Annotated in this window: 25 protein-coding genes; 19 read left to right on the top strand and 6 right to left on the bottom strand. The window is 69.4% G+C overall.

Features of this window, described 5'->3' with window-relative positions; all coding sequences use genetic code 11:
* Positions 1-11: 11 nt before the first annotated feature.
* Both ACX1D1_RS13220 and ACX1D1_RS13215 read left to right on the top strand, forming a co-directional pair.
* Entirely contained in the window at positions 12-335 is a 324-nt protein-coding gene (locus tag ACX1D1_RS13220) for a hypothetical protein (protein WP_459054841.1), read from the top strand.
* Positions 319-564, top strand: coding sequence for a YlcI/YnfO family protein (locus tag ACX1D1_RS13215; RefSeq protein WP_182784575.1), 246 nt, complete (start codon positions 319-321; stop codon positions 562-564). Before ACX1D1_RS13220 ends, ACX1D1_RS13215 begins: the two co-directional genes overlap by 17 nt.
* Positions 565-688: 124 nt before the next feature.
* Here the strand turns inward: ACX1D1_RS13215 and ACX1D1_RS13210 are convergent, their stop codons facing one another.
* Together ACX1D1_RS13210 and ACX1D1_RS13205 are read right to left on the bottom strand one after the other, a co-directional pair.
* Positions 689-1,345, bottom strand: coding sequence for an endonuclease III domain-containing protein (locus ACX1D1_RS13210; protein ID WP_459054840.1), 657 nt, complete (start codon positions 1,343-1,345; stop codon positions 689-691).
* Positions 1,346-2,007: 662 nt separating this feature from the next.
* Positions 2,008-2,817, bottom strand: coding sequence for an aldose epimerase family protein (locus tag ACX1D1_RS13205; RefSeq protein WP_459054839.1), 810 nt, complete (start codon positions 2,815-2,817; stop codon positions 2,008-2,010).
* A gap of 53 nt (positions 2,818-2,870) precedes the next feature.
* Here ACX1D1_RS13205 and ACX1D1_RS13200 point away from each other — a divergent pair, with 53 nt between their 5' ends.
* From ACX1D1_RS13200 to ACX1D1_RS13160, 9 genes are all read left to right on the top strand, one after another.
* A complete protein-coding gene (locus tag ACX1D1_RS13200; protein ID WP_220491074.1) occupies positions 2,871-3,377 on the top strand; it encodes a GNAT family N-acetyltransferase in 507 nt (168 codons plus the stop codon).
* 41 nt (positions 3,378-3,418) lie between these two features.
* The gene (locus tag ACX1D1_RS13195) at positions 3,419-3,928 is read left to right on the top strand and encodes a phosphoribosyltransferase (protein ID WP_182784561.1); all 510 of its coding nucleotides are present in this window, start codon (positions 3,419-3,421) and stop codon (positions 3,926-3,928) included.
* A gap of 140 nt (positions 3,929-4,068) precedes the next feature.
* Positions 4,069-6,123, top strand: a complete 2,055-nt coding sequence (tkt, locus tag ACX1D1_RS13190) for a transketolase (RefSeq protein ID WP_182784559.1) — start codon at positions 4,069-4,071, stop codon at positions 6,121-6,123.
* Positions 6,124-6,200: 77 nt separating this feature from the next.
* Positions 6,201-7,877 (top strand): S49 family peptidase, encoded by a 1,677-nt coding sequence (locus ACX1D1_RS13185; RefSeq protein WP_459054838.1) that lies wholly within the window; start codon positions 6,201-6,203, stop codon positions 7,875-7,877.
* A 77-nt stretch (positions 7,878-7,954) separates the two neighbouring features.
* Entirely contained in the window at positions 7,955-9,649 is a 1,695-nt protein-coding gene (locus ACX1D1_RS13180; protein WP_459054837.1) for a VanW family protein, read from the top strand.
* 74 nt (positions 9,650-9,723) lie between these two features.
* Complete coding sequence (fdxA, locus tag ACX1D1_RS13175; protein ID WP_182784552.1) at positions 9,724-10,044, top strand: ferredoxin; 321 nt, start codon at positions 9,724-9,726, stop codon at positions 10,042-10,044.
* Positions 10,044-11,144: a succinyldiaminopimelate transaminase gene (dapC, locus tag ACX1D1_RS13170; RefSeq protein ID WP_459054836.1), complete on the top strand. Its 1,101-nt coding sequence runs from the start codon at positions 10,044-10,046 to the stop codon at positions 11,142-11,144. The genes fdxA and dapC overlap by 1 nt, the downstream gene beginning before the upstream one ends.
* 215 nt (positions 11,145-11,359) lie before the next feature.
* Positions 11,360-13,216 carry an ABC transporter transmembrane domain-containing protein gene (locus ACX1D1_RS13165; RefSeq protein ID WP_182784548.1) on the top strand — a complete coding sequence of 619 codons (1,857 nt, stop codon included), beginning with the start codon at positions 11,360-11,362 and terminating at the stop codon, positions 13,214-13,216.
* On the top strand, positions 13,209-15,137 hold the full coding sequence (locus tag ACX1D1_RS13160) for an ABC transporter ATP-binding protein (RefSeq protein ID WP_182800801.1): 1,929 nt from the start codon (positions 13,209-13,211) through the stop codon (positions 15,135-15,137). The genes ACX1D1_RS13165 and ACX1D1_RS13160 overlap by 8 nt, the downstream gene beginning before the upstream one ends.
* 3 nt (positions 15,138-15,140) lie before the next feature.
* On the opposite strand, the gene ACX1D1_RS13155 is transcribed toward ACX1D1_RS13160, so the two are convergent.
* Both ACX1D1_RS13155 and dapD read right to left on the bottom strand, forming a co-directional pair.
* Positions 15,141-15,965 carry a hypothetical protein gene (locus ACX1D1_RS13155; RefSeq protein WP_182800800.1) on the bottom strand — a complete coding sequence of 275 codons (825 nt, stop codon included), beginning with the start codon at positions 15,963-15,965 and terminating at the stop codon, positions 15,141-15,143.
* Positions 15,965-16,897: a 2,3,4,5-tetrahydropyridine-2,6-dicarboxylate N-succinyltransferase gene (gene dapD, locus ACX1D1_RS13150; RefSeq protein ID WP_182784543.1), complete on the bottom strand. Its 933-nt coding sequence runs from the start codon at positions 16,895-16,897 to the stop codon at positions 15,965-15,967. Before dapD ends, ACX1D1_RS13155 begins: the two co-directional genes overlap by 1 nt.
* A 146-nt stretch (positions 16,898-17,043) precedes the next feature.
* On the opposite strand from dapD, the gene ACX1D1_RS13145 reads away from it, so the two are divergent.
* From ACX1D1_RS13145 to ACX1D1_RS13115, 7 genes are all read left to right on the top strand, one after another.
* Positions 17,044-18,612 carry a circularly permuted type 2 ATP-grasp protein gene (locus ACX1D1_RS13145; RefSeq protein WP_459054835.1) on the top strand — a complete coding sequence of 523 codons (1,569 nt, stop codon included), beginning with the start codon at positions 17,044-17,046 and terminating at the stop codon, positions 18,610-18,612.
* A complete protein-coding gene (locus ACX1D1_RS13140; RefSeq protein ID WP_182800799.1) occupies positions 18,606-19,526 on the top strand; it encodes an alpha-E domain-containing protein in 921 nt (306 codons plus the stop codon). Before ACX1D1_RS13145 ends, ACX1D1_RS13140 begins: the two co-directional genes overlap by 7 nt.
* Before the next feature lie 22 nt (positions 19,527-19,548).
* A complete protein-coding gene (locus ACX1D1_RS13135) occupies positions 19,549-20,391 on the top strand; it encodes a transglutaminase family protein (RefSeq protein WP_459054834.1) in 843 nt (280 codons plus the stop codon).
* A 34-nt stretch (positions 20,392-20,425) separates the two neighbouring features.
* Positions 20,426-21,496, top strand: coding sequence for a succinyl-diaminopimelate desuccinylase (gene dapE, locus ACX1D1_RS13130; protein ID WP_459054833.1), 1,071 nt, complete (start codon positions 20,426-20,428; stop codon positions 21,494-21,496).
* Complete coding sequence (locus ACX1D1_RS13125) at positions 21,493-22,227, top strand: LOG family protein (protein WP_182784535.1); 735 nt, start codon at positions 21,493-21,495, stop codon at positions 22,225-22,227. Before dapE ends, ACX1D1_RS13125 begins: the two co-directional genes overlap by 4 nt.
* A gap of 3 nt (positions 22,228-22,230) precedes the next feature.
* Positions 22,231-22,608, top strand: a complete 378-nt coding sequence (locus ACX1D1_RS13120; RefSeq protein WP_182784533.1) for a hypothetical protein — start codon at positions 22,231-22,233, stop codon at positions 22,606-22,608.
* A gap of 95 nt (positions 22,609-22,703) precedes the next feature.
* Entirely contained in the window at positions 22,704-22,871 is a 168-nt protein-coding gene (locus ACX1D1_RS13115; protein ID WP_182784531.1) for a DUF3117 domain-containing protein, read from the top strand.
* A gap of 55 nt (positions 22,872-22,926) precedes the next feature.
* Here the strand turns inward: ACX1D1_RS13115 and glgA are convergent, their stop codons facing one another.
* On the bottom strand, positions 22,927-24,108 hold the full coding sequence (gene glgA, locus ACX1D1_RS13110; RefSeq protein ID WP_459056589.1) for a glycogen synthase: 1,182 nt from the start codon (positions 24,106-24,108) through the stop codon (positions 22,927-22,929).
* A gap of 96 nt (positions 24,109-24,204) precedes the next feature.
* On the opposite strand from glgA, the gene glgC reads away from it, so the two are divergent.
* Positions 24,205-25,431: a glucose-1-phosphate adenylyltransferase gene (glgC, locus tag ACX1D1_RS13105; RefSeq protein WP_459054832.1), complete on the top strand. Its 1,227-nt coding sequence runs from the start codon at positions 24,205-24,207 to the stop codon at positions 25,429-25,431.
* 16 nt (positions 25,432-25,447) lie between these two features.
* Here glgC and ACX1D1_RS13100 read toward each other — a convergent pair whose 3' ends face one another.
* Positions 25,448-26,101, bottom strand: coding sequence for an O-methyltransferase (locus ACX1D1_RS13100; RefSeq protein WP_182784527.1), 654 nt, complete (start codon positions 26,099-26,101; stop codon positions 25,448-25,450).
* Positions 26,102-26,113 lie beyond the last annotated feature (12 nt).

The following is a 26,113-nucleotide window of genomic DNA, read 5'->3' as shown; positions in this document are numbered from 1 at the left end:
CACTGGGCGACGTGGGAGAGGAACTCGACTGGGACGACGAGTCCGCGGCGTACATCCGAAATCGCGGCGACCGTTACCCCGGCGGGGGTGGCGTCGAACCGAACTGGGCGCAGGAGGTGATGGATGACCCCGACCTCGCAGCGTTCGAACCGGACCCGAAGTCACGGATGGGTGCTTCTCGATTCATCGGCTACTCCATGGCTGCCGGCAGAGTGCTGGTGGTCATCGCGTTCCGAGACGCTGATGGAGATCTGCACGGGATCAATGCGTGGCCGGCAACCGGTGCCGATCTGAGGTTCTATCGAGAGGGAACTAGACATGGCAAAGACAATTGACCCTGCGCTGGCGGCTCGGCTGCGAGATGACTCTGAGAGAACCCGCGAGAACGACTACCCGGAGGGGGCGCGACCGTCCCGCCCGAACCGGACGAAGGTGTACTCGATCCGGCTCAGCGAAGACGAGCAGGCCCGGGTGCAGCAGGCCGCCGATGCCCAGCACCTTCCACCGTCGACCCTGGTGCGTTCCTGGATCCTCGACCGACTCAACCAGGACAAGACCGCCTGAAGCCATCCGGATCTGCCGCAGCCAGCGCGTTCGATCCTGCCGAGATGAGCTAGTTGTTCTCCTGCTTATGTCTTCGGCCCGGCCAAGCACCTCGGCAGCGTCCCTGTTGCGGGCGTTCACCTGCTCAGCTAGCGCTGTAGTAGTCGCACTGAGCGGTGAGAGGGCAGTCGCCGCACCTGGGGGTGCGCGCGACGCAGACCTTCATGCCGTGCTGGATCAGCCACTCGTGGGCATGCTGGCGGTAGCACACGGGGGTGGCCTCGGTGAGTGGGTCGACGGTCTGCTCCGCGGACAAGCTGGCGTCGACGAGGCCGAGGCGTTGCACGAGGCGCTTGACGTGGGTGTCGACGGCGATGGTGGGTGCGGCATGCAGGGTGTTCATCAGAATGTCGGTGCACTTGCGGCCGATGCCGGGAAGCGCCATCAGCTCCTCGCGGGTCGCGGGGACCTCACCGCCGTGTTCGTCGAGGATCTGTCGGGCCATCGCCTTCAAAGTCTTGGTCTTGCGGTTGTAGTGCGCGACCGAGCGGATCGTCTCGCGCAGGTCGTCGTCGTCCATCGCGGCCAGCCCGGCGAACGAGTCAACCTTCTTGTAAAGGGCGACGGCGGCCTTGATGCAGCGCGGCGAGCTGGTCATGGTCGACAGCGCGACCGACACGGTGCTGCGGAACGAGTTGTCGGACAGCCCGTTCGTCATCCACTCGTCGTCGGACTCGGCGTAGGTGGGATAGGTCCCGGACAAGATCTCGTAGATCTTCTCGACGGTGCCGGGCTGTTTCACGAGGGCCTCCAAGCTGGAAGAGGTTGGGATGCCCGCTCGAGGCAAAACACGGGAGCCGTATCGAGGGATGTCGACACCGCTTTTTGGTGTGCCTCTGGACACTACCCGGCTGGGGCAGGGCTCCACCAGCCGGCTCGCGTGCGAGGCCGGCCGTGGAGAAGCACTGGATCCCAGGGTCCGCGGAGGCGGGACGCCAGTGCCGCCTCCCACGCTCAGGAGGCAGACCAGTGGGTGCCACTGTGGGCACGGTTCCGCGCCCTCGGCTTCGGCACCTGGCGGTGGCGTGTGGCCCTGTCCGCGGAGGCGTGCCCCGATGCTCGGATGTTCCGCGAAGGCGCGACGCCCTGGTTTCTAGGTGCGTCCATGGCAGTCGGCGGCGACTATTCGGCAGGTCTGATGTCGCAGTCGGTACCAGACCTACCGCTTGGTCCCTTCGCCGGTGAGACCAGGGGCCGTCCCGCTTGCTGAGGTGCCGCGGAGCGCGGCCCGGAAGCCCCAGGAACGTGACATCGTCAATTCGCGTTTCCGAGGCTCGTGTCTGCGCTCCTCGACCTCAGGCAACGGAAAGTGGCCTGGGTCAGGCGATCCTGCGCCTCACAGCCAGCGAGCCGTTCGAGCTAGCATGCCGGGCATGCCTGGAAAGTAGATCTTCGCTCGACAGCTCACACCTCGACGTGCATGGCAACGGTGTGACGGCCGCCCGCCGGGATCGACACCGCGTCTCCCTGCACGCAGCCGTACTCAACGCAGACGAACTCGGACCACTGGTCGCCGGAGACCTGCGAGCCGCCGGGGCCTGGGTTCCAGACGATCACGTTGGACGCTCCGTCGGCTGAGAGCCGCATGCTGCCCGCCGGGTCACTGAGCGTCACCGCCGGCGCGCCGACATACACGCGATCCACGTGCCGCCCCAGCGCGATCGGCGCATGTTCTGAGGTGGGCCTGGCGTCGGCCGCGAAGTCCCGGAACGGCACCCCCTCCAGCCCTTCAACCGAGGCGCGCCGGGCGTCGACGGCGAAGTACGGGTGCAGTGCCACATCCACCACCACGTCGCGCGTCGGGCTGGAGACCTCCAGGGCGGCTGTGAGCCTGTGGCGGTCCATGTGGACGTCCAGCCGGTAGCCGAGGTCCGGAGGATAGAGCTCCGCGCTCGGCAGGTGCTCGATCGCCGCGGGCTCCACCGTGAGGACAGCGCGGGCGCCGTCGTCGCTCTGCTCCAGCAGATCCAGCACCCAAGGCGCGCGGGCGACGAGCCCATGCGGGTAGGGCACGGGGAACTCGCCCCGGCCGGTGCCGAACCACGGCGCGCACACAGGGATGCCGCCGTGCCACATCCACCCGATCTGTGGCTGCGCCTCCTCTGCCATCCACAGCACCTCGCCTCGGCCCGACGGTGCCCACGACAGCACGCAGCCGCCCACCGTTGTGAGGCTCCCGCGTCCCCACGCCCCGTGCACCTGGTGGATGGTCATGCCGGCCACGCTACCCTCGCGGGACCCGCCCGTGAGCCCATACGATGTGGCTCATGCCGACGATCCGTCCCGCCCAGCCCCGAGACCTGCCGGCCATCACCGACATCTACAACGAGGCCGGCGTCGGGACCACCGCCTCCTACGCACTCGATCCCGTCAGCCTCGACGACCGCCGCGCCTGGTGGGAGCGCCTGACCGCCTCCGGATATCCGGTGTTGGTCCTGGAGGACGGCGACGAGGTGGTCGGGTATGCCAGCTATGCGCAGTTCCGCCCGCTGGCCGGCTACGCCCACACGGTCGAGCACAGCGTCTACATCCGTTCGGGCCGTCGCGCCGCGGGGGCCGGCCGGATGCTGATGCTGGCCCTGATCGACTACGCCCGTGGGCGGGGGGTGCACGTCATGGTGGGCGTGGTCGATGGCGCCAATGAGGAGTCCCTCACGTTCCACCGCAAGCTCGGGTTCACCGAGTCGGGGCGACTGCCGCAGGTGGGCCGCAAGTTCGACCGCTGGCTGGACGTGGTCTTCGTCACCTTGGTGCTCGGCGAGGCGCACCCCTGAGCCTCCCGTGGATGCGCAGGGGCCCCGTTAGCATGGACGCCATGGCCTACCACGCTGACGCGACCAACCTCGCCCACAAGGAGATCCTCACCTGGGAGGGCTTCGGCGCCGCCCAGCGTGAGCTCGCCGGCATGGTGGCCGACTCCGGGTTCCAGCCCTCGATCATCGTGGCCGTGGCGCGTGGGGGCATGCCGGTGGCCGGCGGCCTCACCTACGCACTCGGCGTGAAGCTCACCGACGTGATCAACGTGGAGTTCTATACCGACGTGGACCAGACACTCCCTGACCCCATCCTGCTGGCGCCCATGCTGGACACCGCCTCGATCGCGGGCAAGCGGATCCTTGTGGTCGACGACGTGGCGGACTCTGGCCGCACGCTCGGCCTGGTCATCAAGCTGCTGCGCGGCTTCGGGGCGGACGTGCGCAGCGCGGTGCTGTACGCGAAGTCCGGGACACTCCTCGAGCCGGACCACGTGTGGAAGCACACCGACGAGTGGATCGTGTTCCCCTGGTCCGCCGAGCCGCCGGTCATCGGCGAGGGCCCGCGCTGAGCATCTGCCCAACCTTTCCTGCGCGCCACGGCAACAGGTGGGAACCCTGGCAGCCCGCGCGACCGCGCAGGATAGTCTGGTCACGCACATTCGCGCGGCGCCTTGCTCGGTCGTCGCAGATCAGTTAGGAACCGAAAAACGTGACTCTTGAGTGGACCGAACAGGACACACGGGCCGTCGACACCGCCCGCATCCTCGCAGCCGACGCCGTAGAGAAGGTCGGCAACGGACACCCCGGCACCCCGATCTCGCTGGCACCGGTGGCCTACCTGCTCTACCAGAAGGTCATGAACACGGACCCCTCCGACGACCTGTGGCTCGGCCGCGACCGTTTCGTCCTGTCCGCCGGGCACGCGTCGCTGACGCAGTACACGCAGCTGTACCTGGGCGGCCTCGGCCTCGAGCTCGAGGACCTCAAGTCCCTGCGCACCTGGGGCTCCAAGACCCCCGGCCACCCGGAGTACCACCACACCAAGTTCGTCGAGTGCACCACCGGCCCCCTCGGCGCCGGTATCTCCAACGCCGTCGGGATGGCCATGGCCGCCCGCCGCGAGCGAGGTCTCTTCGACCCGGAGGCGCCCCAGGGTGAGTCCGTGTTCGACCGCCAGATCTACGTCATCGCCGGCGACGGCTGCCTCCAGGAGGGCCTCTCGTCCGAGGCTTCGTCCCTGGCCGGCACCCAGAACCTGGGCAACCTCACCCTCATCTACGACGACAACCGGATCACCATCGAGGGTGAGACCGACATCTCGTTCACCGAGGACGTCAACGCCCGCTACGAGGCGTACGGCTGGCACGTGCAGAGCGTGGACTGGACCAACGGCGGCACCGAGTACGTCGAGGACATGGACGCCCTGTATGCGGCCATCGAGGCGGCCAAGGCCGTCACCGACAAGCCGAGCTTCATCAAGCTGACCACCGTCATCGGATGGCCGCTGCCCAACAAGCAGGGCATGCACGCCGTGCACGGCTCGAAGATCGGCGGCGACGAGATCGCAGCCCTGAAGGACGCGCTGAAGTTCGAGCAGGAGCCGTTCGCGGTCGACCAGTCGATCGTGGACTACGCCCGCGCCAACGCAGCCGAGCGGGGCCGTGCGGCCCGCGCTGCCTGGGACGAGAAGTTCGCGGCCTGGTCCGCGGCCAACCCGGAGCGCGTGGCGCTGCTGGAGCGCGCCGCTGCCCGCAAGCTGCCGGAGGACCTGAGCCTTCCGGTGTTCGAGGAGGGCAAGAAATCCACCCGCGCCGCCTCCGGCGAGGTGCTCTCGGCCCTGGCGCCCCAGCTGCCCGAGCTGTGGGGCGGCTCCGCCGACCTCGCGGGCTCGAACAACACGACGATGAAGGGCGAGCCCAGCTTCCTGCCCGAGGAGCGCGCCACGCACGACTGGCCCGGCCACAAGTACGGCCGGACGCTTCACTTCGGCATCCGCGAGCACGCCATGGGCGGCATCCTCAACGGCATCAACCTCTCGGGCCTCACCCGCGCCTACGGCGGCACCTTCCTGGTGTTCGCGGACTACATGCGGCCGGCCGTGCGTCTCGCCGCCATCATGCAGGTCCCGACGATCTTCGTCTGGAGCCACGATTCGGTCGGGGTCGGCGAAGACGGCCCCACCCACCAGCCCATCGAGCACCTCGCCTCGCTGCGCGCCATCCCCGGTCTCGACGTCGTTCGTCCCTCGGACGCCAACGAGACCGCCGTTGCGTGGGGCGAGGTGCTGCGCCGCGCCGACCGCCCTGCCGGCATCATCCTGTCCCGCCAGGACCTCCGCACCATCCCGCGCGGCGAGAAGTTCGCCTCCGCGGAGGGCGTCGCCAACGGCGCCTACGTGGTGAGCGAAGCCGACGGGGAGGCAGCCGTCATCCTGCTGGCCTCCGGCTCCGAGGTGGAACTGGCGCTGGCCTCGCAGGACGCGCTGCAGGCTGAAGGCATCGCCACCCGCGTGGTGTCCGTGCCCTGCCAGGAATGGTTCGACGAGCAGACGCCCGAGTACAAGGAGTCCGTCCTGCCCGCCGCCGTCACCGCGCGGGTCAGCATCGAGGCCGGCATCGCCATGGGGTGGTCGAAGTACCTGGGCGCCAAGGGCGCCTCGGTCAGCATCGAGCACTTCGGGGCCTCGGCCTCGGGCAGCAAGTGCTTCGAGGAGTTCGGCTTCACCGTCGCCAACGTGGTAGCCACCGCCAAGTCGGTCCTCTGACGAGGACACCTGCACCTCCCGCCGGCGGCGCTCCCTCACCCGAGGGGGCGCCGCCGGCGGCGTCTATGCTGGGCGGCATGGGCATCAAGGACGTTGTGGGCAAGGTCATCGGCGACAAGACGATCGTGCTGGAACTCGACATGGCCCGCGGCGTGTTGGTGACCAGGCCCACCAACCCGATGCAGGCCATCCAACTCATCAACAGCGCCACGCTCGGGGCGCTGCGCCAACACCTCGCGGACGCTGCTGAGGACCCCCGGGTCGTGGGCCTCATCGTCCATGCGGTCCCCTCCCAGACCCTCCTCGCCCACGTCGAGGAGATCGCGGGCCTGGTGGAGGCCTTCGGGGAGAAGAAGCCGACGGTGGCCTGGGCCGAGTCCTTCGGCGAGCTCAGCGGCGGCCTCGCCGCCTACCGGCTCGCCGTCGCCGCCGACGAGGTCTGGGTGCAGCCCACCGGCATGCTCAGCATCCACGGCGTGGAGCTCACCATCACGCTCATGCGCGGGCTGTTGGAGAAAGTGGGCGTGGAGCCGCAGTTCGGGCAGCGCCACGAGTACAAGACCGCCGCGGACAGCTATGCGGCAGACCACGTCACCGAGGCCAACCGCGAGATGGTGCAGCGGCTCGGGCAGTCGCTGGTTGACGAGATCGTCGCCGCGGTGGCCCGCCGCCGCGGGCTGAGCGCGGAGCAGGTCTGGGAGGGGGTCAACGGAGCCCCGGTGACGCCGGAACGGGCCCTCGAACTCGGCCTCATCGATCGGATCGGCTACCGGGACGAGGCCTACGCAGCGACGCTGGGCGCCTGGGGAGCGGAGCCGGAGCACCTCCTGTTCGCCCACCGCTACACCTCGAAGGCGGCGCTCAAGCGGAAGCTCCGGATGGGCCAGCCCAAGGTGGCGGTGGTCACCCTCCGCGGCGCCATCGTGACCGGCCGCGGCCAGCGCAGCCCCCTGGGCGGCGAGCAGGCCGGGGCGGACGTGATCGACGAGCACCTCCGTGCCGCCCTGCGCGACGATGACGTCAAGGCGGTCATCTTCGACGTCGAATCGCCCGGCGGTTCGGCGGTGGCGTCTGACTTCATCCGGCGGTCAGTCCTCCGGCTCCGTGAGGCGGGCAAGCCGGTGGTGGCCCAGATGGGCCACTTGGCCGCCTCCGGGGGGTACTATGTGTCGATGCCCGCCGACGAGATCGTCGCGCACGCCTCAACACTGACCGGCTCCATCGGCGTCCTGGGCGGCAAGATGGTGACTCAAGGCCTTTACGACAAGCTCGGATTGATCCGGGAGGCGCTCCCGATCGGCGAAAGCGCCGGCTTCCTCTCATCCGCCTCCCGCTTCTCCGACGCGGACTGGGAGCGCCTCAACGCCTGGCTCGACCGCGTCTACCTGGAGTTCACCACCTTCGCGGCGCAGGACCGGGGCATGGAGTACGCCCAGCTCGAGTCGCTCGCCCGCGGGCGGGTCTGGACCGGGGCAGACGCCAAGGAGCGGGGCCTGGTGGACCACATCGGCGGTAGGGCGCTCGCGGTGGAGCGGGCCTGCGCGTTGGCGGGCCTCGATCGCGACGGGATCAAGCTCACGCACCTGGGGGAGTCCGGGGTGCTCGCGCTGATCAAGCCGGCCACCTCCAGCGAGGCCGCGGCCGGCGGCATGGGTCTTCCTGACGCGGAGGGCATCCTCGCCGGGCTGGCCGCGCAGGCCGGTCTGCACGGTCACGGGGCGCTCAGCCTCCCCTGGGCCCTGCGCCTGCGGTAGCGGCATTTGGGGCTGCCGTCGGCGGTTTCGTACCATGGTGTACTGCGCGGCCTTTCTGCCGCCACTGAGGGGTGGATGTGAAGAGAGCGACAAAGATCGCCATCGGTGTCGGGACCGGGGCCGTGGTGGTGTTGGGTGGCGTCTACGTCGCGTCCTACTTCGTCGCGGGAAACCAGGTGCCCGTCAGGGCGTCGGTGGAGGGCGTGGCCATCGGCGGCATGTCTCCGGAGCAGGCGGCCGAGACGCTCCGCAGCGAGCTCGGCCCGGCGGTCGAGGCGCCCATAGCGCTCACCGCCGGCGACGTGTCAGTCCCCCTGGAGCCGGCCTCGATCGGGCTCTCGGCAGATTTCGAGGCCACCGTCCGCGAGGCGGGCGGCGGGTTCAGCTGGAACCCGGCCGAGATCCTGGCCACCCTGGCCGGCGGTGAAGAGATCGCGCTGGTGCGTGTCGTCGATGAGGAGGCGCTGACCGACGGTGTCGCTGCGGTCGCCGACCGCTTCGCCGTCGACGGTGTGGACGCCACACTCGCCTTCGCGGACGGCGAAGTGGCGCGCACCGAGGCGGTCGAGGGGCAGCAACTCGACGTGGACGCCACGGCCGACGCCGTCGAGGGCGCCTTCCTGGCCAGCCAGGACACCGCCGAGGCGGCCACCGCCGCACAGCCCCCGGCCGTCACTGACGCCATGGTCGACGAGGCCGTCACCGCCTACGCCGAGCCCATCCTCAGTGGGCCCGTCACGGTGACCCACAAGACCGCTTCGATGGAGATCGCGCCCGCCGCAATCGCCGGCGTGACCACGTTCACCGTCACGGACGGAAAACTGGTGCCGGTGATCGACGGCGAGGCCCTCTCTGCTGTGGCGGAGGGCGCGGAGAAGGCGCTGGGCCTGAACACAGCCAAGGACGCCGGGTACCGGTTCACCACCGGCGCGCCAGTCGTGGTGCCCGCGGTGACGGGGGAGACCCTGGAGTTGGACGCGTTCGTCGAGGCCGTCAAGACGGCGGCCACGGCAACCGGGGAGGCCCGCACCTTCGCGGCCACCGTCACCGTCGAAGAGCCCGAGTTCACCACCGCCGAGGCGGAGGCTTTGGCGCCGACGGAGGTGATCGGCGAATACTCCACCCGGTTCCCTTACGCGGCATACCGCAACACCAACCTCAGCCAGGCCGCAAACTCCGTCAACGGCACTGTGGTTCTCCCCGGCGAGATCTTCTCGCTCAACGACACGCTCGGACCGCGCACCGCGGCCAACGGCTACGTCGATGGCTACGTCATCAACGGTGGGCGGCTGGTCAAGGAGGCCGGCGGCGGCATCTCGCAGGCCGCCACCACCTTGTACAACGCCGGCTTCTTCGCCGGGTACGAGGACGTGGAGCACAAGCCCCACAGCCTCTACTTCGACCGGTACCCGGCGGGCCGTGAGGCCACCATCTACTACGGCGTCCTGGACATGAGGTTCCGGAACGACACCAAGTACCCGGCAATCATCCAGGGCAGCGTGACGAAGGCGAGCTCGGGAAGCCGTGGCACCATCACCTTCAGAATCTGGTCCCAGCGCACCTACACCAAGGTGGAGTCCACCGAACTGGTGAAGTCCGGCTTCTACACCGGCGCCGAGCGAGTGGTCACCGAGACCCCGTGTGAGCCGCAGGCCCCGATTCAGGGCTTCACCGTCACCTGGCAGCGCCTGTTCTACCAGGGCTCAGAGGTGGTCAAGCGGGAGAACTACTCGTGGAAGTACAGCGCCGGGGACCGGATCACCTGCGGCTGAGGGATCGGTACGAGCCATCCGCCCCCCGGCGCGGCACGCTAAGCTGTCCACGTCCGCCCTTGAAGGAGTGAAACGTGACGTACATCATCGGTCTGCCCTGTGTCGATCTGAAGGACCGCGCCTGCGTTGAGGAGTGCCCGGTGGACTGTATCTACGAGGGCAATCGCATGCTCTACATCCACCCTGAAGAGTGCGTGGACTGCGGCGCCTGCGAGCCTGTATGCCCAGTCGAGGCCATCTACTACGAGGACGACGTGCCGGAGGATCAGGCGCAGTTCTACGACGTCAACGTGCAGTTCTTCGACGAGATCGGCTCGCCTGGCGGCGCCGCCAAGCTCGGCGTGATCCCCAAGGACCACCCCATCGTCGAGGCGCTCCCGCACCAGGGCGAGTGATGGCCCTCGGGGCCCGGCTTCCGGACTTCCCCTGGGACACGCTGAGTGACGCCAAACGGGCCGCATCTGCGCACCCCGACGGCCTCGTCGACCTGTCCGTCGGCACCCCCGTGGACCCCACGCCCCACCTGGCGCGGGAGGCCTTGGCGAGTGCGTCTGACGCGCCGGGCTACCCCACCGTGTGGGGCGCGCCGGCCACACGCCGAGCCATCCTTGACTACCTGGAGCGCCGTTGGGCGGCCGTCGCGCTGCCCGTTGAGGGCGTGTTGCCCGTCATCGGCACGAAGGAGCTGGTGGGGTGGCTTCCGACGCTGCTGGACCTCGGCCCATCCCACGCGGTGGTGTTCCCCGAATGCGCCTACCCCACCTACGAGGTGGGCGCGTTGACCGCAGGGTCGCGGGCGGTGCCGCTGGACGACCCCTCGCGCATCCCCGAGGACTCCAGGCTGATCTGGATCAACTCCCCAGCCAACCCCACTGGCCGCATCCTGTCGCTCGACGAGATGCGGGCTTTCGTGGCGGCTGCGCGGGAGCGCGGCGCGGTGCTCGCCAGCGACGAGTGCTACGGCGAGTTCGCGTGGGACGCGGAGCCGTTCTCGGTGCTGGACCCGCGCGTCAACGACGGCGATGTCACCGGCCTGCTCGCGGTGGGCTCGCTGTCCAAGCGGTCCAACGCCGCCGGCTACCGCGCGGGCTTCGTCGCGGGTGACCCCGCTGTGGTGCAGCAACTGGTGGCCGCCCGCAAGCACCTCGGGATGATCGTTCCCGCGCCCATCCAGGCCGCGATGGTCGCCATGCTGGGGGACCAGGCCCACGTCGAGGAGCAGCGCGCCCGCTATCTGGCCCGCCGCGCGGCGCTCAAGCCGGCGCTGGAGGCGGCCGGTTTCCGGATCGAGCACTCCGAGGGATCCCTGTACCTGTGGGCGACCCGGGACGAGGACTCCCGCGCGAGCGTGGCCTGGCTCGCCGAGCGGGGCATCCTGGTTGCGCCAGGAGACTTTTACGGCGTCGCGGCGGCCAGGCATGTGCGCGTCGCTCTGACGGGAACGGACGAGAGGGTCGCGGCGGCAGCCGCGCGCCTGGGGGCCTCTCGGGATTGACACGGACGGGCGATGTCCTTACTGTTTCCCTGTTGTCGACACGGAGGAGGTGCTGCAGATGTTGATCCACTCTGCGGTTCTCGGTCGGCCGCGCGCGTACTTCGCCCGCTGACCTGACTCCGCCGGGGCACAAGCCCCTCGTGACGCACTGGCGTCCCCACCTCCATCCAACAACCTTGCCGCGTCGTTGATCGACGCACGTCAGGACCCCCTTCATGCATGCATCGCCGCGCGGGCGCTTCGATTTTCCGCCCGCCATCCCTGCCGACCCGCGCCCGGACGTGCGCTCTCCCAGTCGGTTCCTGTTCTGGCTGATCCGCTCTTACGGCTGGGTGGTGCCTGCCATGACGTTGGCCGCATCGTCGTGGATGGTGCCGGCGGCACTGACCCCCTGGCTGCTGGGCCGTGCCATCGACGCCGGCGTGGTCGGCGGCGACAGCTCCGCCACCCTCGGCTGGGTCGCGTTGCTGCTGGGCGTCATCGCGGTCGGCGTCGTCGGCGGCATCATGTTCCACACCTTCGCCGTGCGGATGTGGTTGCTCGGCATCTACGGCATCCAGCGTCGAGTGTCGCGGCAGTCCGTGCACCTCGGGCACGTCCTCAACCGCCGCGTCCCGACCGGAGAGGTGCTGAGCGTGGCCTCCTCGGACAGCGACCAGTTCGGCGCCACCATCGACTCCTTCGGGCATGTCATCGCGGCGGCGGTCAGTTTCCTGCTGGCCTCAGCGCTCATGCTGACGACCTCTCCGACGCTGGGAGCCGTCGTGCTCGTCGCCACCCCGGTGCTTCTGCTCGCCTCGACCCCGGTGCTGCGCCCCCTCACCAGGGCCCAGAGCGCCGAGCGGACCGAGAGCTCGTCGCTGACCACGATGGCCACGGACATCGCCACAGGCCTGCGGATCCTCCGCGGGATCGGCGGGGAGCGCACCTTCGCCCGCAACTACGAGCGCCAGTCCCAGAAGGTGCGTGCGCTGGGGGTCCGGCTCGGCACGTGGCAGGCGGTTGTCGAGGCGATCAGCATCCTGCTCTCGGGCCTCCTCCTGGTGGCGCTGGTCTACCTGGGCTCACGCCAGATGCTGGAGGGGGCGCTCAGCGTCGGTCAGCTGATCAGCTTCTTCGGGTACGCACTCTTCCTCACCTCTCCCATGCAGACCTTCTTCGATTTTGCGCAAAAGTGGGCACAAGGCCTGGTCGCCGCGCAGAAGACGTTGTCGTTCCTGGGGGCCGATGTGCCTTGGCGCGCCTCGGGTCAGGAGCTGACCGGTGTCCCGGTGCTCCGGGACGAGGAATCCGGTGTGGTCGTGCATCCCGGGCGGATGCTCGGGGTGGTCTCGGCCGACCCGGACGCCTCCGCCGCGCTCGCGGACCGGCTCGGCCGCTACCTGCCCGAGGCCGCCGTCGAGAAGTCGGAGGACGAGGACCTCACCGGACGGGCGCTCAAGGCGTCGCGGCGCGAGCGGCTCGCAGCCAGGGCGCGGCGCGCGGAGGCCGACGCCGAGCTGGCTGCCCGACCATGGGGCGTCACCGCCGACGGAGTGGATTACACGGACCTCGACATGGCCGCGCTGCGCAGGCTCGTCGTCGTGTCCCACACCGGCGCAGGCCTGTTCGCGGGCACCCTTCAGACCGCCGTCGACCCGTGGGGCACCCACAGCCGCCAGCAGGCGGAGCGGGCGCTGATCGTCGCTTCCGCGGAGGACATCTACGACGCCATGCCGGGGGGCTGGCAGGGCCGGATCGACGAGAAGGGTCGCGGTCTGTCCGGGGGGCAGCGGCAACGTGTCGTCCTTGCGCGCGCGCTGGTGCTTGACCCGGAGGTCCTCATCCTCGTCGAGCCCACGTCTGCGGTGGACGCTCACACGGAGGCGCGGATCGCCGAGCGGTTGGCCGAGCATCGTCGCGGGCGCACCACCATGGTGGTCACCGCCTCCCCGCTGATGCTGCGCCACTGCGACGAGATCGCTGTGCTCGCAGGAGGCCGCGAGGTCGCCCGGGGTAGCCACGATCAGCTCCGGACCCACCCTGACTACCACCGCGTCATCGCACGCGGCATGGAGGATGACGATGAGTGAACACCTGTTGGCGGAGTCCTCCGCCTCCACCTGGCGCAGCGAGCCGTCGGGGCCGCGCCTCCAGGAAGGCCTGGACGTACCCCGCGGCACCGGCCTGCGCGCCCGGATGGCCGCGCTGGCCAGGCGACACCACATCCGCACCAGCACCGCACTGGCCGTGTTCGCCGATGCCCGCAACCCCGAGCACGGGTTCCCGGTGGCCACCTCGGGCCAGGCCGTGGGGTTCCTCGGCCGGATGCTGAAGGGCCGCCGGGCCAGGCTCGGCTGGGCGATCGGGTTCAACGGCGCCGCGGCCGCTGCGGGGTTGGTTGCGCCCTTCATGCTCGGCCGCCTGATCGACCAGGTCACGGGCGGGCGGCTCGACGTGCCGGGGCTCACCGCACTGGTGATGATCATCGCGGGAGTGATCGTGGCACAGGCCCTGCTGACCTTCGCGGCGCGATGGGCGTCCGCTGTCCTGGGCTACGACCTCCTCGCGGCTGCCCGCGAGGAGGTGGTGCGCATCGTGCTGCGGCTGCCGCTCGGGCACGTGGAGTCCTCCGGTTCGGGCGACCTGCTCACCCGCATCACCTCGGACGTGTCGAAGATGGCCACCGCCGCGCGATGGGCGTTGCCGACGCTCATCGTGTCGGTGGTCCTCATCGGCGCCACCCTCGTCGCGATGCTGCTGAACTCCTGGCTCCTGACCATGCCCATGCTGCTCACGGCAGTGGTGATGTGGGTGGGGGGACGCTACTACCTCTCGCGGGCCACCGCCGGTTACATCACCGAGTCCCGGTCCTACTCCGTCATCAACGCCACGACCACCGAGACGGTCGAGGGCGCCCGCACCGTCGAGGCGCTGGCGCTGGGGGACCTGCGCGTGGCACAGCTGGATCAGGACACTGAGGTGTCGGCCCAGGCCGAGCGCTACACCATGACGCTGCGCAACATGCTCTTCGCCATGGTGGACTCATCGTTCCAGCTTCCGCTCGTGGGCGTGGTGCTGCTCGGCACCTGGGGCCACGCGAACGGCTGGGTGACGATCGGCCAGATCACGACGGCCGCGCTGTACGTGGCACAGCTCCAGGGGCCGCTCGACCGGGTGATCATGGTCCTCGACCACCTCCAGCTCGGCCTCGTCTCCACCGCCCGCCTCATCGGCGTCGCCCAGGTGGAGGACGACCGGACCCCCGGCGATGGCCAGCCCGACGGCGCCAAGCTCACCGGCAGCGGTCTCCGGTTCGGCTATCGGGCCGGCTTCGATGTCCTGCACGGCGTCGACGTCGATCTCCGGCCCGGGGAGCGACTGGCGATCGTCGGGCCCTCCGGCTCGGGCAAGTCCACCCTGGGACGACTGGTGGCGGGCATCAACCGGCCGCGCTTGGGCGAGGTGACCGTCGGCGGAGTCGACGTCATGGACCTCCCGCTGGACCGGTTGCGCACCGAGGTGGCCCTGGTCACGCAGGAGCACCACGTGTTCGTCGGGTCCGTCCGCGACAATGTGGTGCTGGCGCGCGAGACCACCGCCTCCGACGGCGAGGTGGAGCAGGCGCTGCGAGCCGTCGACGCGTGGGGGTGGGTCTCCAAGCTGCCCGGCGGTCTGCACGCCGAGCTGGGTCACGGCAAGACGCCCCTCAGCCCCGCCCAGGCGCAGCAGGTGGCGCTGGCCCGGCTCATCGTCGCCGATCCCCACACCCTGGTGCTGGACGAGGCCACCTCGCTCATCGACCCCTCGTCGGCCAGGCATCTGGAGGGCTCGATGGCGGCGCTGCTCGACGGGAGGGCGGTCATCGCGATCGCCCACCGCCTGCACACCGCCCACGACGCTGACCGGATCGCGGTGGTCGACGGCGGGCGCATCGTCGAGATCGGCTCCCACCACGAGCTCCTCGAGCTCGACGGGCAGTACGCAGACCTGTGGCGGACCTGGCGTAACTGATCGCTAGCCGAGGGTGAGGACGGCGGTGCCCGGGGCGGCGGGCTCGGCGGCGTCTCGCCAGGCGCCCTCGCCGGCGACCCACTCGCGGTCGGCGACGACCACGGAGGTGAGGCCCCCGGCGTAGCTGTTGGCGATGGCGAGCTGCGCCGCCGCCCAGAGCGACGTCTCGTCTGCGGCCGTGACCGTGAGCGTGCCGCCCTCCGCCGCGACACTCACGCCGCCGCCGAGCGCCGCGAGCACGCGCTCGAACGCCGTCGGGTCCGGGGTGGGGGAGTCCTCGAAGCTCAGGCAGGCGATGGATTCCTGCCGCGACCCCCGCAGGGCGCCAGCCACCCCCGTCGCCTTCTCCACATGCTGGCGGTAGGCCTCGGGGAAGCCGCTGCGCTGCACCTGTTGGGCCACGTCGTTGATGTCTCCGGTTTCCCAGCCGTCGAACTTGACCAGCTCCTCGTAGAACCGGGCCGACGAATACCAGGGATCCAGGATCTCCTCCTCGGTGCCCCACCCGTAGGAGGGCCGCTGCTGGAAGAGGCCCAGGGAGTCCCGGTCCCCGTAGTCCAGGTTGCGCAGGTCCGATTCCTGGTAGGCCGTGGCCAGCGCGATCACCGCCGCCCGCTCGGGCAGGCCACGCTCGACTGAGACCGCGACGATGATCGACGCGTTGCGCGCCTGCTCCGCCGTCAGCACGGTGCTGCCGCCGTCGAAGAAGACGGTGCACTGCTGCGGAGTGAGGCGCTTCTGCACGTAGCGGTAGGCCGACCATCCCCCGAAGGCGAGGCCCGCAAGCAGGGCCACGGTGAGGAGGGTCGCGATGAGGCTTCTGCGCATCAGTTGTCGTGCAGGTCTGAGTTCAGCGAGACCTTGGAGCCACGACGGTGCCGCGCGCGCACCGCGCCGGTCACCGAGTCCCGCAGGAACAGCAGGTCGTCCTGGCCGGACAGCTCGCGTGCCTTGACGACGGTGCCGTCCTCGAGGGTGACCTTGGTGCCGGCCGTGAGGTAGAGGCCCGCCTCCACCACGCAGTCATGGCCCAGCGAGATACCCACACCGGAGTTGGCGCCCAGCAGGCACCGCTCCCCGAGGCTGATCACCTGCTGGCCGCCCCCGGACAGGGTGCCCATGATGGAGGCGCCGCCGCCCACGTCCGTGCCGTCGGCAACGACGACGCCGGAGGAGATCCTGCCCTCTACCATCGAGGTGCCCAAGGTGCCCGCGTTGAAGTTGACGAAGCCCTCGTGCATCACGGTGGTGCCCTCCGCGAGGTGGGCGCCGAGACGGACCCGGTCCGCGTCCGCGATCCGCACCCCCAGCGGGGTGACGTAGTCCACCATGCGGGGGAACTTGTCCACGCCGTAGACGGTGAGCTGCTCGCCGCGGGCATGCAGCAGCATGCGCACGCGGTTGACGTCGGCCACCCGGACCGGTCCGCGCGTGGTCCACGCGTTGTTCGGCAGCACCCCGAAGATGCCGGTGAGGTTGAGCCCGTGCGGGGCGACGAGGCGGGCGCTGAGCAGGTGAAGCCGCAGAAACGCGTCCTCGACCGTCTCCGGCGGGTCGTCGAGTTTGATCTCGACCCGGACCACCTTGGATTCCACCTGACGGATCTCGTCGACCTGCTGCGCCTCGGCCAGCAGCGACGGTGGCTCGTCGGTGACGGCCGAGCCCAACCGAGGTTCGGGGTACCAGGCGTCGAGGACGGCCCCGGTGGTGTGGACGGTGGCCAGGCCCCAGGCCCAGGCGGTGCGGGTCTCGTTGGTCATGCCGGCAAGTCTAGTGGCGCACCACGTCACGGGTCGGCTGCGATTCTGGGCCCGCTGAGCGTCCGTCAGCGAACAGGTAGGTAAGGGTTGTGTGACAGATGCCCATCCGGCGTGCCCTGAGGCCTGCGCCCCACTAACCTGTGCCCATGACTGCGCTGTTCGACGATTACCCGCCGGGGGAGGCCTTCGACGAGATGGTCGGCGCCGACGGCATCCGCGCCGCCGCGCAGACCATCGCCCAAGGTCTGGACCGGCTCGGCATCGAAGAGGTCAGGGCCAGGGCCGAGTACCTGCGCACCATCTACATCGACCAGGGCGTGACTTTCGACATCGGCGGTGAGGAGCGACCCTTCCCGCTGGACATCGTCCCCCGGATCCTGCAGGCCGACGAGTTCGCCCACGTCGAAGCGGGCAGCAAACAACGGGTCCGCGCGATGGACGCCTTCCTCGACGACGTGTACTCGGAGGGTCGCTGTTTCGTGGAGGGGGTGATCCCGCGACACGTGGTGGCCTCCTCCCCCCACTTCCACCGCGCTATGGCCGGGGTCACCACGCCCAACGGGGTGCGGGTCCACATCGCCGGGATCGACCTGGTGCGCGGCCGCGACGGCATCTTCCGCGTCCTGGAGGACAACGTGCGCAGCCCATCGGGGGTGTCCTACGTGATGACCAACCGCCGCGCCGTGCACGCCGCGCTCCCGGAGATCGCCGCCAAGCACCGGATCCGGGCGGTGGACGACTACCCGTCGCAGCTTCTCACCGCCCTGCGCGCCGCCGCGCCGTCGAGCATCGCGGACCCCACCGTCGTGGTCCTGACGCCCGGGGTGCACAACTCCGCCTACTTCGAGCACGCCATGCTGGCCCGCATGATGGGCGTCGAGCTGGTCGAGGGCCGGGACCTGGTGGCCCACGGTGGCCACGTGTCGCTGCGCACCACCCGGGGGCTCCGCCCGGTGCACGTCATCTACCGGCGCATCGACGACGAGTTCCTGGACCCGGCGGTGTTCCGGGCGGACTCCCTCATCGGGTGCGCCGGGCTGCTCAACGCCGCTCGAGCAGGCAACGTGACCATCGCCAACGCCGTCGGCAACGGTGTGGCCGACGACAAGCTCGTCTACACCTATGTGCCGGACCTCATCCGCTTCTACCTCGGTGAGGAGCCCATCCTGGCCAGCGTGGACACGTGGCGGCTCGAGGACCCTGCCGCCCGCGAGGAGGTGCTGGACCGGCTGGCGGAGCTGGTGGTCAAGCCGGTGGACGGCTCGGGCGGCAAGGGCATCGTGATCGGCCCCCGCGCAACGCAGGAGGAGCTGTACAAGCTGCGTCGCCAGATCCTCAAGGACGCCCGCGGCTGGATCGCGCAACCGGTGGTGCAGCTGTCCACGGTGCCCACCATGATCGACGGGGAACTCAAGCCCCGGCACGTTGACCTGCGCCCGTTCGTCGTCAACTCCGGCGGAGACAATATCTTCGTGCTGCCAGGCGGACTCACCCGCGTGGCGCTGCCCGAGGGGGAGCTGATCGTCAACTCGTCGCAAGGGGGCGGGTCGAAGGACACGTGGGTGCTGACCTCCGGCCGCCCGGTTGCCCCGCCGCTCGCGCCGGCACCGCCACGCAGGCCATCCTCGGTGCCGATGTCCGAGCCGGTGCTCAACCGGGTGATCCGACACCAACACGAACAGCAGCAGCAGAGCGGGGAGGTGGCCCCATGCTGAGCCGGATCGCCGACTCCCTGTTCTGGATCGGGCGCTACCTGGAGCGGGCGGAGGACACCTGCCGCATCGTCGAGGTGCACCTGCACCAGCGCCTCGACGATCCGGGCGTCTACCCAGCGCAGGCGGCCCGGGACCTGCTGCTCCTCATGGGCCAGGAACCCAAGGACGACGAGCCGGACGTGCTGCAGGAGCTGTGCTACGACGAGAACTCGCCCATCAGCTTCCTCGCCGCGCTGGGCAGCGCGCGCGAGTCCGCCCGCCGGGCCCGCGAAACGGTCTCGACAGAGGTGTGGGAGTCCATCAACACCACCTGGCTGGCCGTCCGCGGGGGCAGGCTGCAGCGGATGCGGCCGGCCTCCATGGTGAAGTTCGTCCGGGAGCGCTGCGCCGTCATCGCGGGGCTGGCCGACGGCACCATGAGCCACGATGAGGGCTGGCTGTTCCTGACTCTGGGCCGGAGCATCGAGCGCATCGACATGACGGCCCGGCTCCTTGCCACGCCGTCGCTGGTGGGTAACTCCCCGCGCGCCTGGGACCACGTGCTCAGCGGCTGCGGGGCCCACCACGCGTTCGTGCAGCGCTACGGGGCGCTGGCCTCGGACCGCGACGCCGCTGAGTTCCTCATCCTCGACCGCCTGTTCCCCCGCTCCCTGATCTACACCCTCAACACGGCGGTGGACTCGCTGTCACAGCTGGGCCCCGGCAATCAGCGGATCCGGCCCGACGACCCGGCCACGCGCCTGCTCGGCGCCGCCCGCGCCAACCTGGAGTTCCTTCCCGCTGAGGAGATCCTCCTCGATCTGACCGAGCAGATGGCCAGGCTGCAGGTGGTCTGCTCGCAGGCCACGCAAGCGGTGTCTGCGCGGTATTTCGAGGGCTCGGCCGCGGCCGAGTGGGTCGGAGGAGCCTGGTGATCGACGTGCGAAGGAGCCTCCTGTGAGTCAGTACCGGATCGTGCACACCACGGGCTACAACTACGGCGGCGGTGCCTCCGACTCGTTCAACGAGGCCAGGATGACACCCCTGACGAGCCGGCGGCAGCTGGTCCTCTCGTCCCGGCTCGACATCACCCCGGTGGCCTGGACGCATGCCTACCGCGACTACTGGCGCACCTCTGTGGTGGCGTTCGAGATCCACGAGCGCCACTCGGACCTGAAGGTGGTGGCCACGTCCACCGTCGAGATCCACGATGTCGCTCCCGACGCCGAGCCGGTGGGCTGGGCAGGGCTCGAGGACCCGAACCTGCAGGACCGCTACGTGGAGTTGCTCACCCAGACCCGCTCCGTGCGGCCGCACCGCGAGGTGCTGCGCATCGCACAGCAGGTGCGCAGCACCTCGGCCACCCCCGGCGAGGCCGTGGTGGAGCTCGCCCGCAGGCTGCGCGAGCACGTGGACTACGTGCCCGGCGTCACCCAGGTGCACACGCTGGCCAGCGAGGTGTGGGACCACAGGGCAGGGGTGTGCCAGGACATCGCGCACCTCACCCTGGGGGCCCTGCGCTCGATCGGTATCCCCGCCCGCTACGTCTCCGGCTACGTCGTGCAACTCGAGGATCCCCAGATCGGGGTGCCCATGGTGGGGGAGTCGCACGCCTGGATCCAGTACTACGACGGCGAGTGGCTGGGATTCGATCCCACCAACCAGACCGTGCCCCGCGGGTCCCACGTGGAGGTGGGATTCGGGCGTGACTACACGGACGTGGCCCCGCTCAAGGGCATCTACACCGGCTCCGGCGGATCCGAGATGTTCGTCTCCGTGGAAATGACCCGGCTCACCTGAGCCCGCCTCGACCCGGACCTACTAGGCTCGCGGCATGGACCCTTTGGTGGAGTTGCTGCAGGAGATCATGGACATCGAGTCCGTCTCGGGCAACGAGCGCCGCCTCGCGGACTGGGTGGAGGCCCGGCTTGCCGCCCTCCCGCACCTCGAACTGCACCGGGACGGTGACTGCATCGTGGCCCGCACCAGTCTCGGCAGGGCTGAGCGGGTGGTCATCGCCGGGCACCTGGACACCGTGCCGGTGGCAGGCAACCTCCCCTCGCGCCTCGTCGAGCACCCGGAGGGCCCACGGGTCTGGGGTCGCGGGGCCTCCGACATGAAGGGCGGGGTGGCCGTGATGCTCACGCTCGCAGAGGAGCTGGCGGCGCCGTCGCGAGACATCACGTGGATCTTCTACGACCACGAGGAGGTGGAGGCGGCGCGCAACGGCCTCGGCCGGCTGAGCCGCGCCAGGCCGGACCTCGTGCGCGCTGACTTCGCGGTGCTGATGGAGCCCACCAACGCCCAGATCGAGGGCGGCTGCCAGGGCACCATCCGGATCGACCTCACGACGACGGGGATCGCGGCCCACAGCGCCCGCGCCTGGATGGGACACAACGCCATCCACGACCTTGCCCCCGTGCTGTCTACCCTGGCCGCATACCGGTCCGAGGAGATCGAGGTCGAGGGGCTGGTCTACCGCGAGGGCCTCAACGCGGTGGCGGTCACCGGCGGCATGGCCGGCAACGTGATCCCGCCGTCGGCCACGGTGCAGATCAATTACCGCTTCGCTCCGGACAAGACGGTCGAGCAGGCGCTCGAACGGCTACGCGGCTGGTTCCAGGGGTACGACTTCGTGGTCGCGGACGCATCGCAGGCAGCCCGGCCCGGGCTGGACAGGCCCGCCGCCGAGCAGTTCGTGGCCGCGATCGGCGAGCCGGCGCGCCCCAAATACGGGTGGACAGACGTGGCGCGCTTCAGCGAGCTGGGAATCCCCGCGGTCAACTACGGGCCCGCGGATCCCTCCGTCGCCCACCGGGACGACGAGTACTGTCGCGTCTCAGACCTCGACAAGTGCGCCGCCGGCCTGCGTCGGTGGCTCACCCCAGAAGGAGCACGTCCATGACCCAGCCCAAGCGTCGCTCCGGCGCAGTCGAGCTCGGCGGTGAGGAGCGCACCCGCCAACCCATGGCGGACGAGGCGCTCCTGCAACACACCCGGATGCCCTGGAGCCACCTGGATCCCTGGCGCGTGCTGCGGATCCAGTCCGAGTTCGTGGAGGGCTTCGACGCGCTCAAGGAGCTGCCCCCGGCCGTGAGCGTATTCGGATCGGCCCGCACCTCCTCTGACCACCCCATGTACGAGGCGGCCGTCGAGCTCGGCCGGGGCCTCGTGCACCGGGGGTTCGCGGTCATCACCGGGGGCGGCCCCGGCATCATGGAGGCCGCCAACAAGGGGGCGACCGAGGCCGGGGGACTGTCGGTGGGCCTGGGCATCGAGCTGCCGCACGAACAGGGGATGAACGAGCACATCAGTCTCGGCGTCAACTTCCGCTACTTCTTCGCCCGCAAGACCATGTTCCTCAAATACAGCCAGGGCTTCATCACGATGCCCGGTGGTTTCGGCACTCTGGACGAGCTGTTCGAGGCGCTCACCCTGATCCAGACCGGCAAGGTGAAGAACTTTCCGATGGTGCTGTTCGGAACCGCGCACTGGAATCCCCTGATGGACTGGGTCCGAGACACCATGGCGGAACACGGTTTCATCTCCCGCGCCGATCTGAGGCTGGTCACCGTGACCGACGACGTCGAGGAGGCCCTCGACGCGATGGGCACCCCCGGTCAGTTCGAGACCTGAGCCATGTGGATCGCGATCGTCGGGGTGGCCATCGTCACCTTGGGCCTGGCGGCCTTCGCGGGCCTTGGCCGGCTGGGTGAGATGTCCGCCGACGCAGTCAATGATCGTCCCCGCGGACGGGTGCCGGCCGGCCCCGTGACGCCCGAATTCCTCGCGGCAGCCATCCTCCCGACCGCCTGGTCCGGCTATCGCCGTGACCAGGTGGACCGCTATCTCGCCGAGCTGGCCGATGGCACCGCCGTCCCGGAGGCGGAGGTGGTCTTCGACGTGGTCCGTCGCGGATACGACATGCAGGTCATCGACGAGCTGCTGCTGCGCGGAGCCTACGAGCGGCCCAAGGCGGCGGAAACGTTCACTGAGGAGCCCACCCAGGAAGGGTGATCCGGCCGGTTTGGGCACCGTGCGGGCGGCTGCTTGCCCTGATGCGGAATAATAGAGCCTGTCCACAGTTCGAGCACAGAGAATGAGAGTGGCAGATGGCAGCGATGAAGCCCCGCACGGGTGACGGTCCGATGGAGGTCACAAAGGAGGGTCGCGGCATCGTGATGCGCGTTCCCGTCGACGGCGGCGGACGCCTCGTCGTCGAGATGAACGCCACCGAGGCCACCGACCTCCTCAATGCATTGAAGGGCATCGTCGGCTGAGAACCCCTTGAGCATGCCAAGGGCCGCCCCCGTGGGGAGCGGCCCTTGTCCGTGTCTAGCCTCGGGAACCGATAGCAGCTTCGTAGACCGCCACCGTCTCCTCGGCGATCTTGGTCCATGAGAACTCGTCGATGCAGCGCTGGCGCCCAGCCTTGCCGAACTCGTCGGCGAGCTGCGGATCGCGGGTCAGGCGGTTGACCTGCGTCGCGAAGTCGGACTCGAAGCCCTTGGCGAAAGCAGGGTCCCCCGCCTGGGCCGGATCGTAGGCCACCAGCAGTCCGGTCTCGCCGTCGTTGACCACCTCCGGGATCCCTCCCACTGCGCTCGCCACCACAGGCGTCTCGCAGGCCATGGCCTCCAGGTTGACGATCCCCAGCGGCTCGTAGACCGAGGGGCAGGCGAACACGGTGGCGTGGGTGAGGACCTGGCGAACCGACGCGCGCGGCAGCATCTCCTGCACCCAGATCACGGGAGCGGTGCGGCGTGCCTTGAGCTCGGCGAAGGCCACCTCGAACTCGGCCGCGATCTCCGGGGTGTCCGGCGCCCCGGCCAACAGGACGAGCTGGGTATCGGGATCGAACTCGGCCGCCGCGCGCACCAGGTGGACCAGGCCCTTCTGACGCGTGATGCGTCCCACGAAGACCACCGACGGGCGGTCCAGGTCCACGCCCAGCCCCGTGACGACGTCGGTGTCGGTGTCCGGGCGGAACTCGTCCGGGTCGATGCCGTTCTTGACGACATGGACCTTGGCGGGATCCAGGTTCGGGTAGCTCTCGAGGACATCCCTGCGCATGCCTGCGCTGACTGAGATCACCGCGTCCGCGGCCTCATAGGCCGTCTTCTCCGCCCACGACGAGACCCGGTAGCCGCCCGCCAGTTGCTCCGCCTTCCACGGGCGGTGTGGCTCCAGCGAGTGGGACGTCACCACATGCGGAACGTCGCGCATCAGGCCGGCCAGGTGACCGGCCATGTTGGCGTACCACGTATGCGAGTGGATGATGTCGACGTCGCCTACGGCGGCGGCCATCGACAGGTCGGCGCCCAGTACCCGGAGGGCGGCGTTCGCGCCCGGCGGGAAGTCCTCCGCGTGCGCCGTCGCGCCGTCGCGCGTCGCGCCCATGCAGTGCACCTCAACATCGATCAGCCTGCGCAGCTGGGGCACCAACTGGGCCACGTGGACGCCCGCGCCACCGTAGATCGTCGGCGGGTATTCGCGGGTCAACAAAGACAGTTTCATCGTCATGACGGCATCGTGTCACACCGGGTTGAGCCCGGGGGAGGTCATTTGGTGGATTTCCCTGTCGGAGGCCCCAATTGGCAATAGGTTCGGGGCATGTCCGTTCGTCCGAAAACCTTGTCCATTGTCCTCGCCGGCGGTGAGGGCAAGCGGCTGATGCCGCTCACCGCAGACCGGGCCAAGCCTGCTGTCCCGTTCGGGGGCACGTACCGGCTGATCGACTTCGTCCTGTCGAACCTCGCCAACTCCAACCTTCGGCAGATCGCCGTTCTCACCCAGTACAAGTCGCACTCGCTGGACCGCCACATCGCCAAGACGTGGCGCTTCTCGACCATGCTGGGCAACTACGTCGCTCCCGTGCCCGCTCAGCAACGGCTGGGCCCCCGCTGGTACCAGGGCAGCGCTGACGCCATCTACCAGTCGCTGAACCTCATCCGGGACGCCGATCCGGACTACGTCGTCGTGTTCGGCGCGGACAACATCTACCGGATGGACATCGAGCAGATGATCGATGCCCACATCGATTCAGGGCTCGGTGCCACCGTGGCCGGCATCCGGGTGCCGCGCAGCGAGGCGTCGGCCTTCGGGATCATCGACTCCGCTCCGGACAAGAAGATCAAGAGCTTCCTTGAGAAGCCCGCCGATCCGCCCGGCCTGCCAGACTCGCCGGAGGAGTCCTTCGCCTCGATGGGCAACTACGTGTTCAGCCGGCAGGCGCTGGTCGAGGCCCTGCGCGCGGACGCTGAGGACCCGACGGCCCGCCACGACATGGGCGGCGATATCATCCCCTGGTTCACGGCGCAGGGCGAGTCCCAGGTCTACGACTTCAAGGACAACGTGGTGCCGGGCGCCACCGAGAAGGACATCAACTACTGGCGGGACGTGGGCACCATCGACGCGTTCCACGAGGCCCACATGGACCTGGTCAGCGTCGAGCCCGAGTTCAACCTGTACAACTACGACTGGCCGATCTGGACGGATCTGGTGCAGGCGCCCGGGGCCAAGTTCGTGATCCGCGGACGGGCAGAGGACTCGATCGTCAACGCCGGGTGCATCATCTCCGGCGGCGAGGTGGACCGCACAGTCCTCAGCCCCAACGTCCAGGTGGATAAGTGGGCACAGGTGTCCGAGTCGGTGCTCATGGATTCTGTGCAGATCGGCAAGAACGCCGTGGTGCGCCGCGCGATCCTGGACAAGCACGCGGTGGTCCCCGACGGCGTGCAGATCGGCGTGGACCAGGAGCATGACCGGGCACGCGGGCTCGCGGTGTCGGAATCGGGCATCACCGTGGTGGGCAAGGACGTCGTCGTCCCCCGCGACTGAGGCGGTGGCCTCCTGGTCAGTCCTTGACGGCGACCAGGAGGCCGTTGCCCACCGGCAGCAGGGCCTGGGTGTAGGCCTCCGAGGCGGTCACGGCGTCCAGCGCCTCCCGGATGATGATGGACTCGTCCGATTCGTTCGCGTCGTCGGCGACCTGGTTGTTCCACAGGGCGTCGTGGACGATCAGCATTCCGCCCGAACGCAGCAGCCGAAGCGAGCCCGCGACGTACTCGACGTACTCGAGCTTGTCACCGTTGATGAAGACGACGTCGTAGGCGCTGTCGCGAAGCTTGGGCATGATCTCGATGGGCGAACCGGCGATCAGCCGGAATCGTGAGGACGGGAAGCCGGCAGCCGTGAAGAATTTGCGCGCAGGCAGCTGATTGTCCGCCTCCACGTCAATGGAGGTGAGGATGCCGTCGGTGCCCATGGCGCCGAGGAAGGCCAGGCCGGAGCTGCCCATCATGGTGCCGACCTCGACCACGGCCTTGGCGCCGATGGCGCGCGTCAGGACCTTGAGGGTGGCCACCACGCCGAGCGACACGGGCGTCAGCCCCGCGATGGTGGCCTCGTCGCGCGCCTCGGAGATCTCCGCCGTGGGGGGCACGTGGTCCTCGGCGAATTCCCAACTGGCGGGGGTGGGCGGTTCCAAGTGGCTGGCAGGCGTGTTCACGCGCCCAGCCTA

This window comes from Tessaracoccus luoxuelianae, assembly GCF_054483915.1.
The sequence above is the reverse complement of the archived record's forward strand: the minus strand, read 5'-3'. Positions and strand labels throughout refer to the sequence as shown.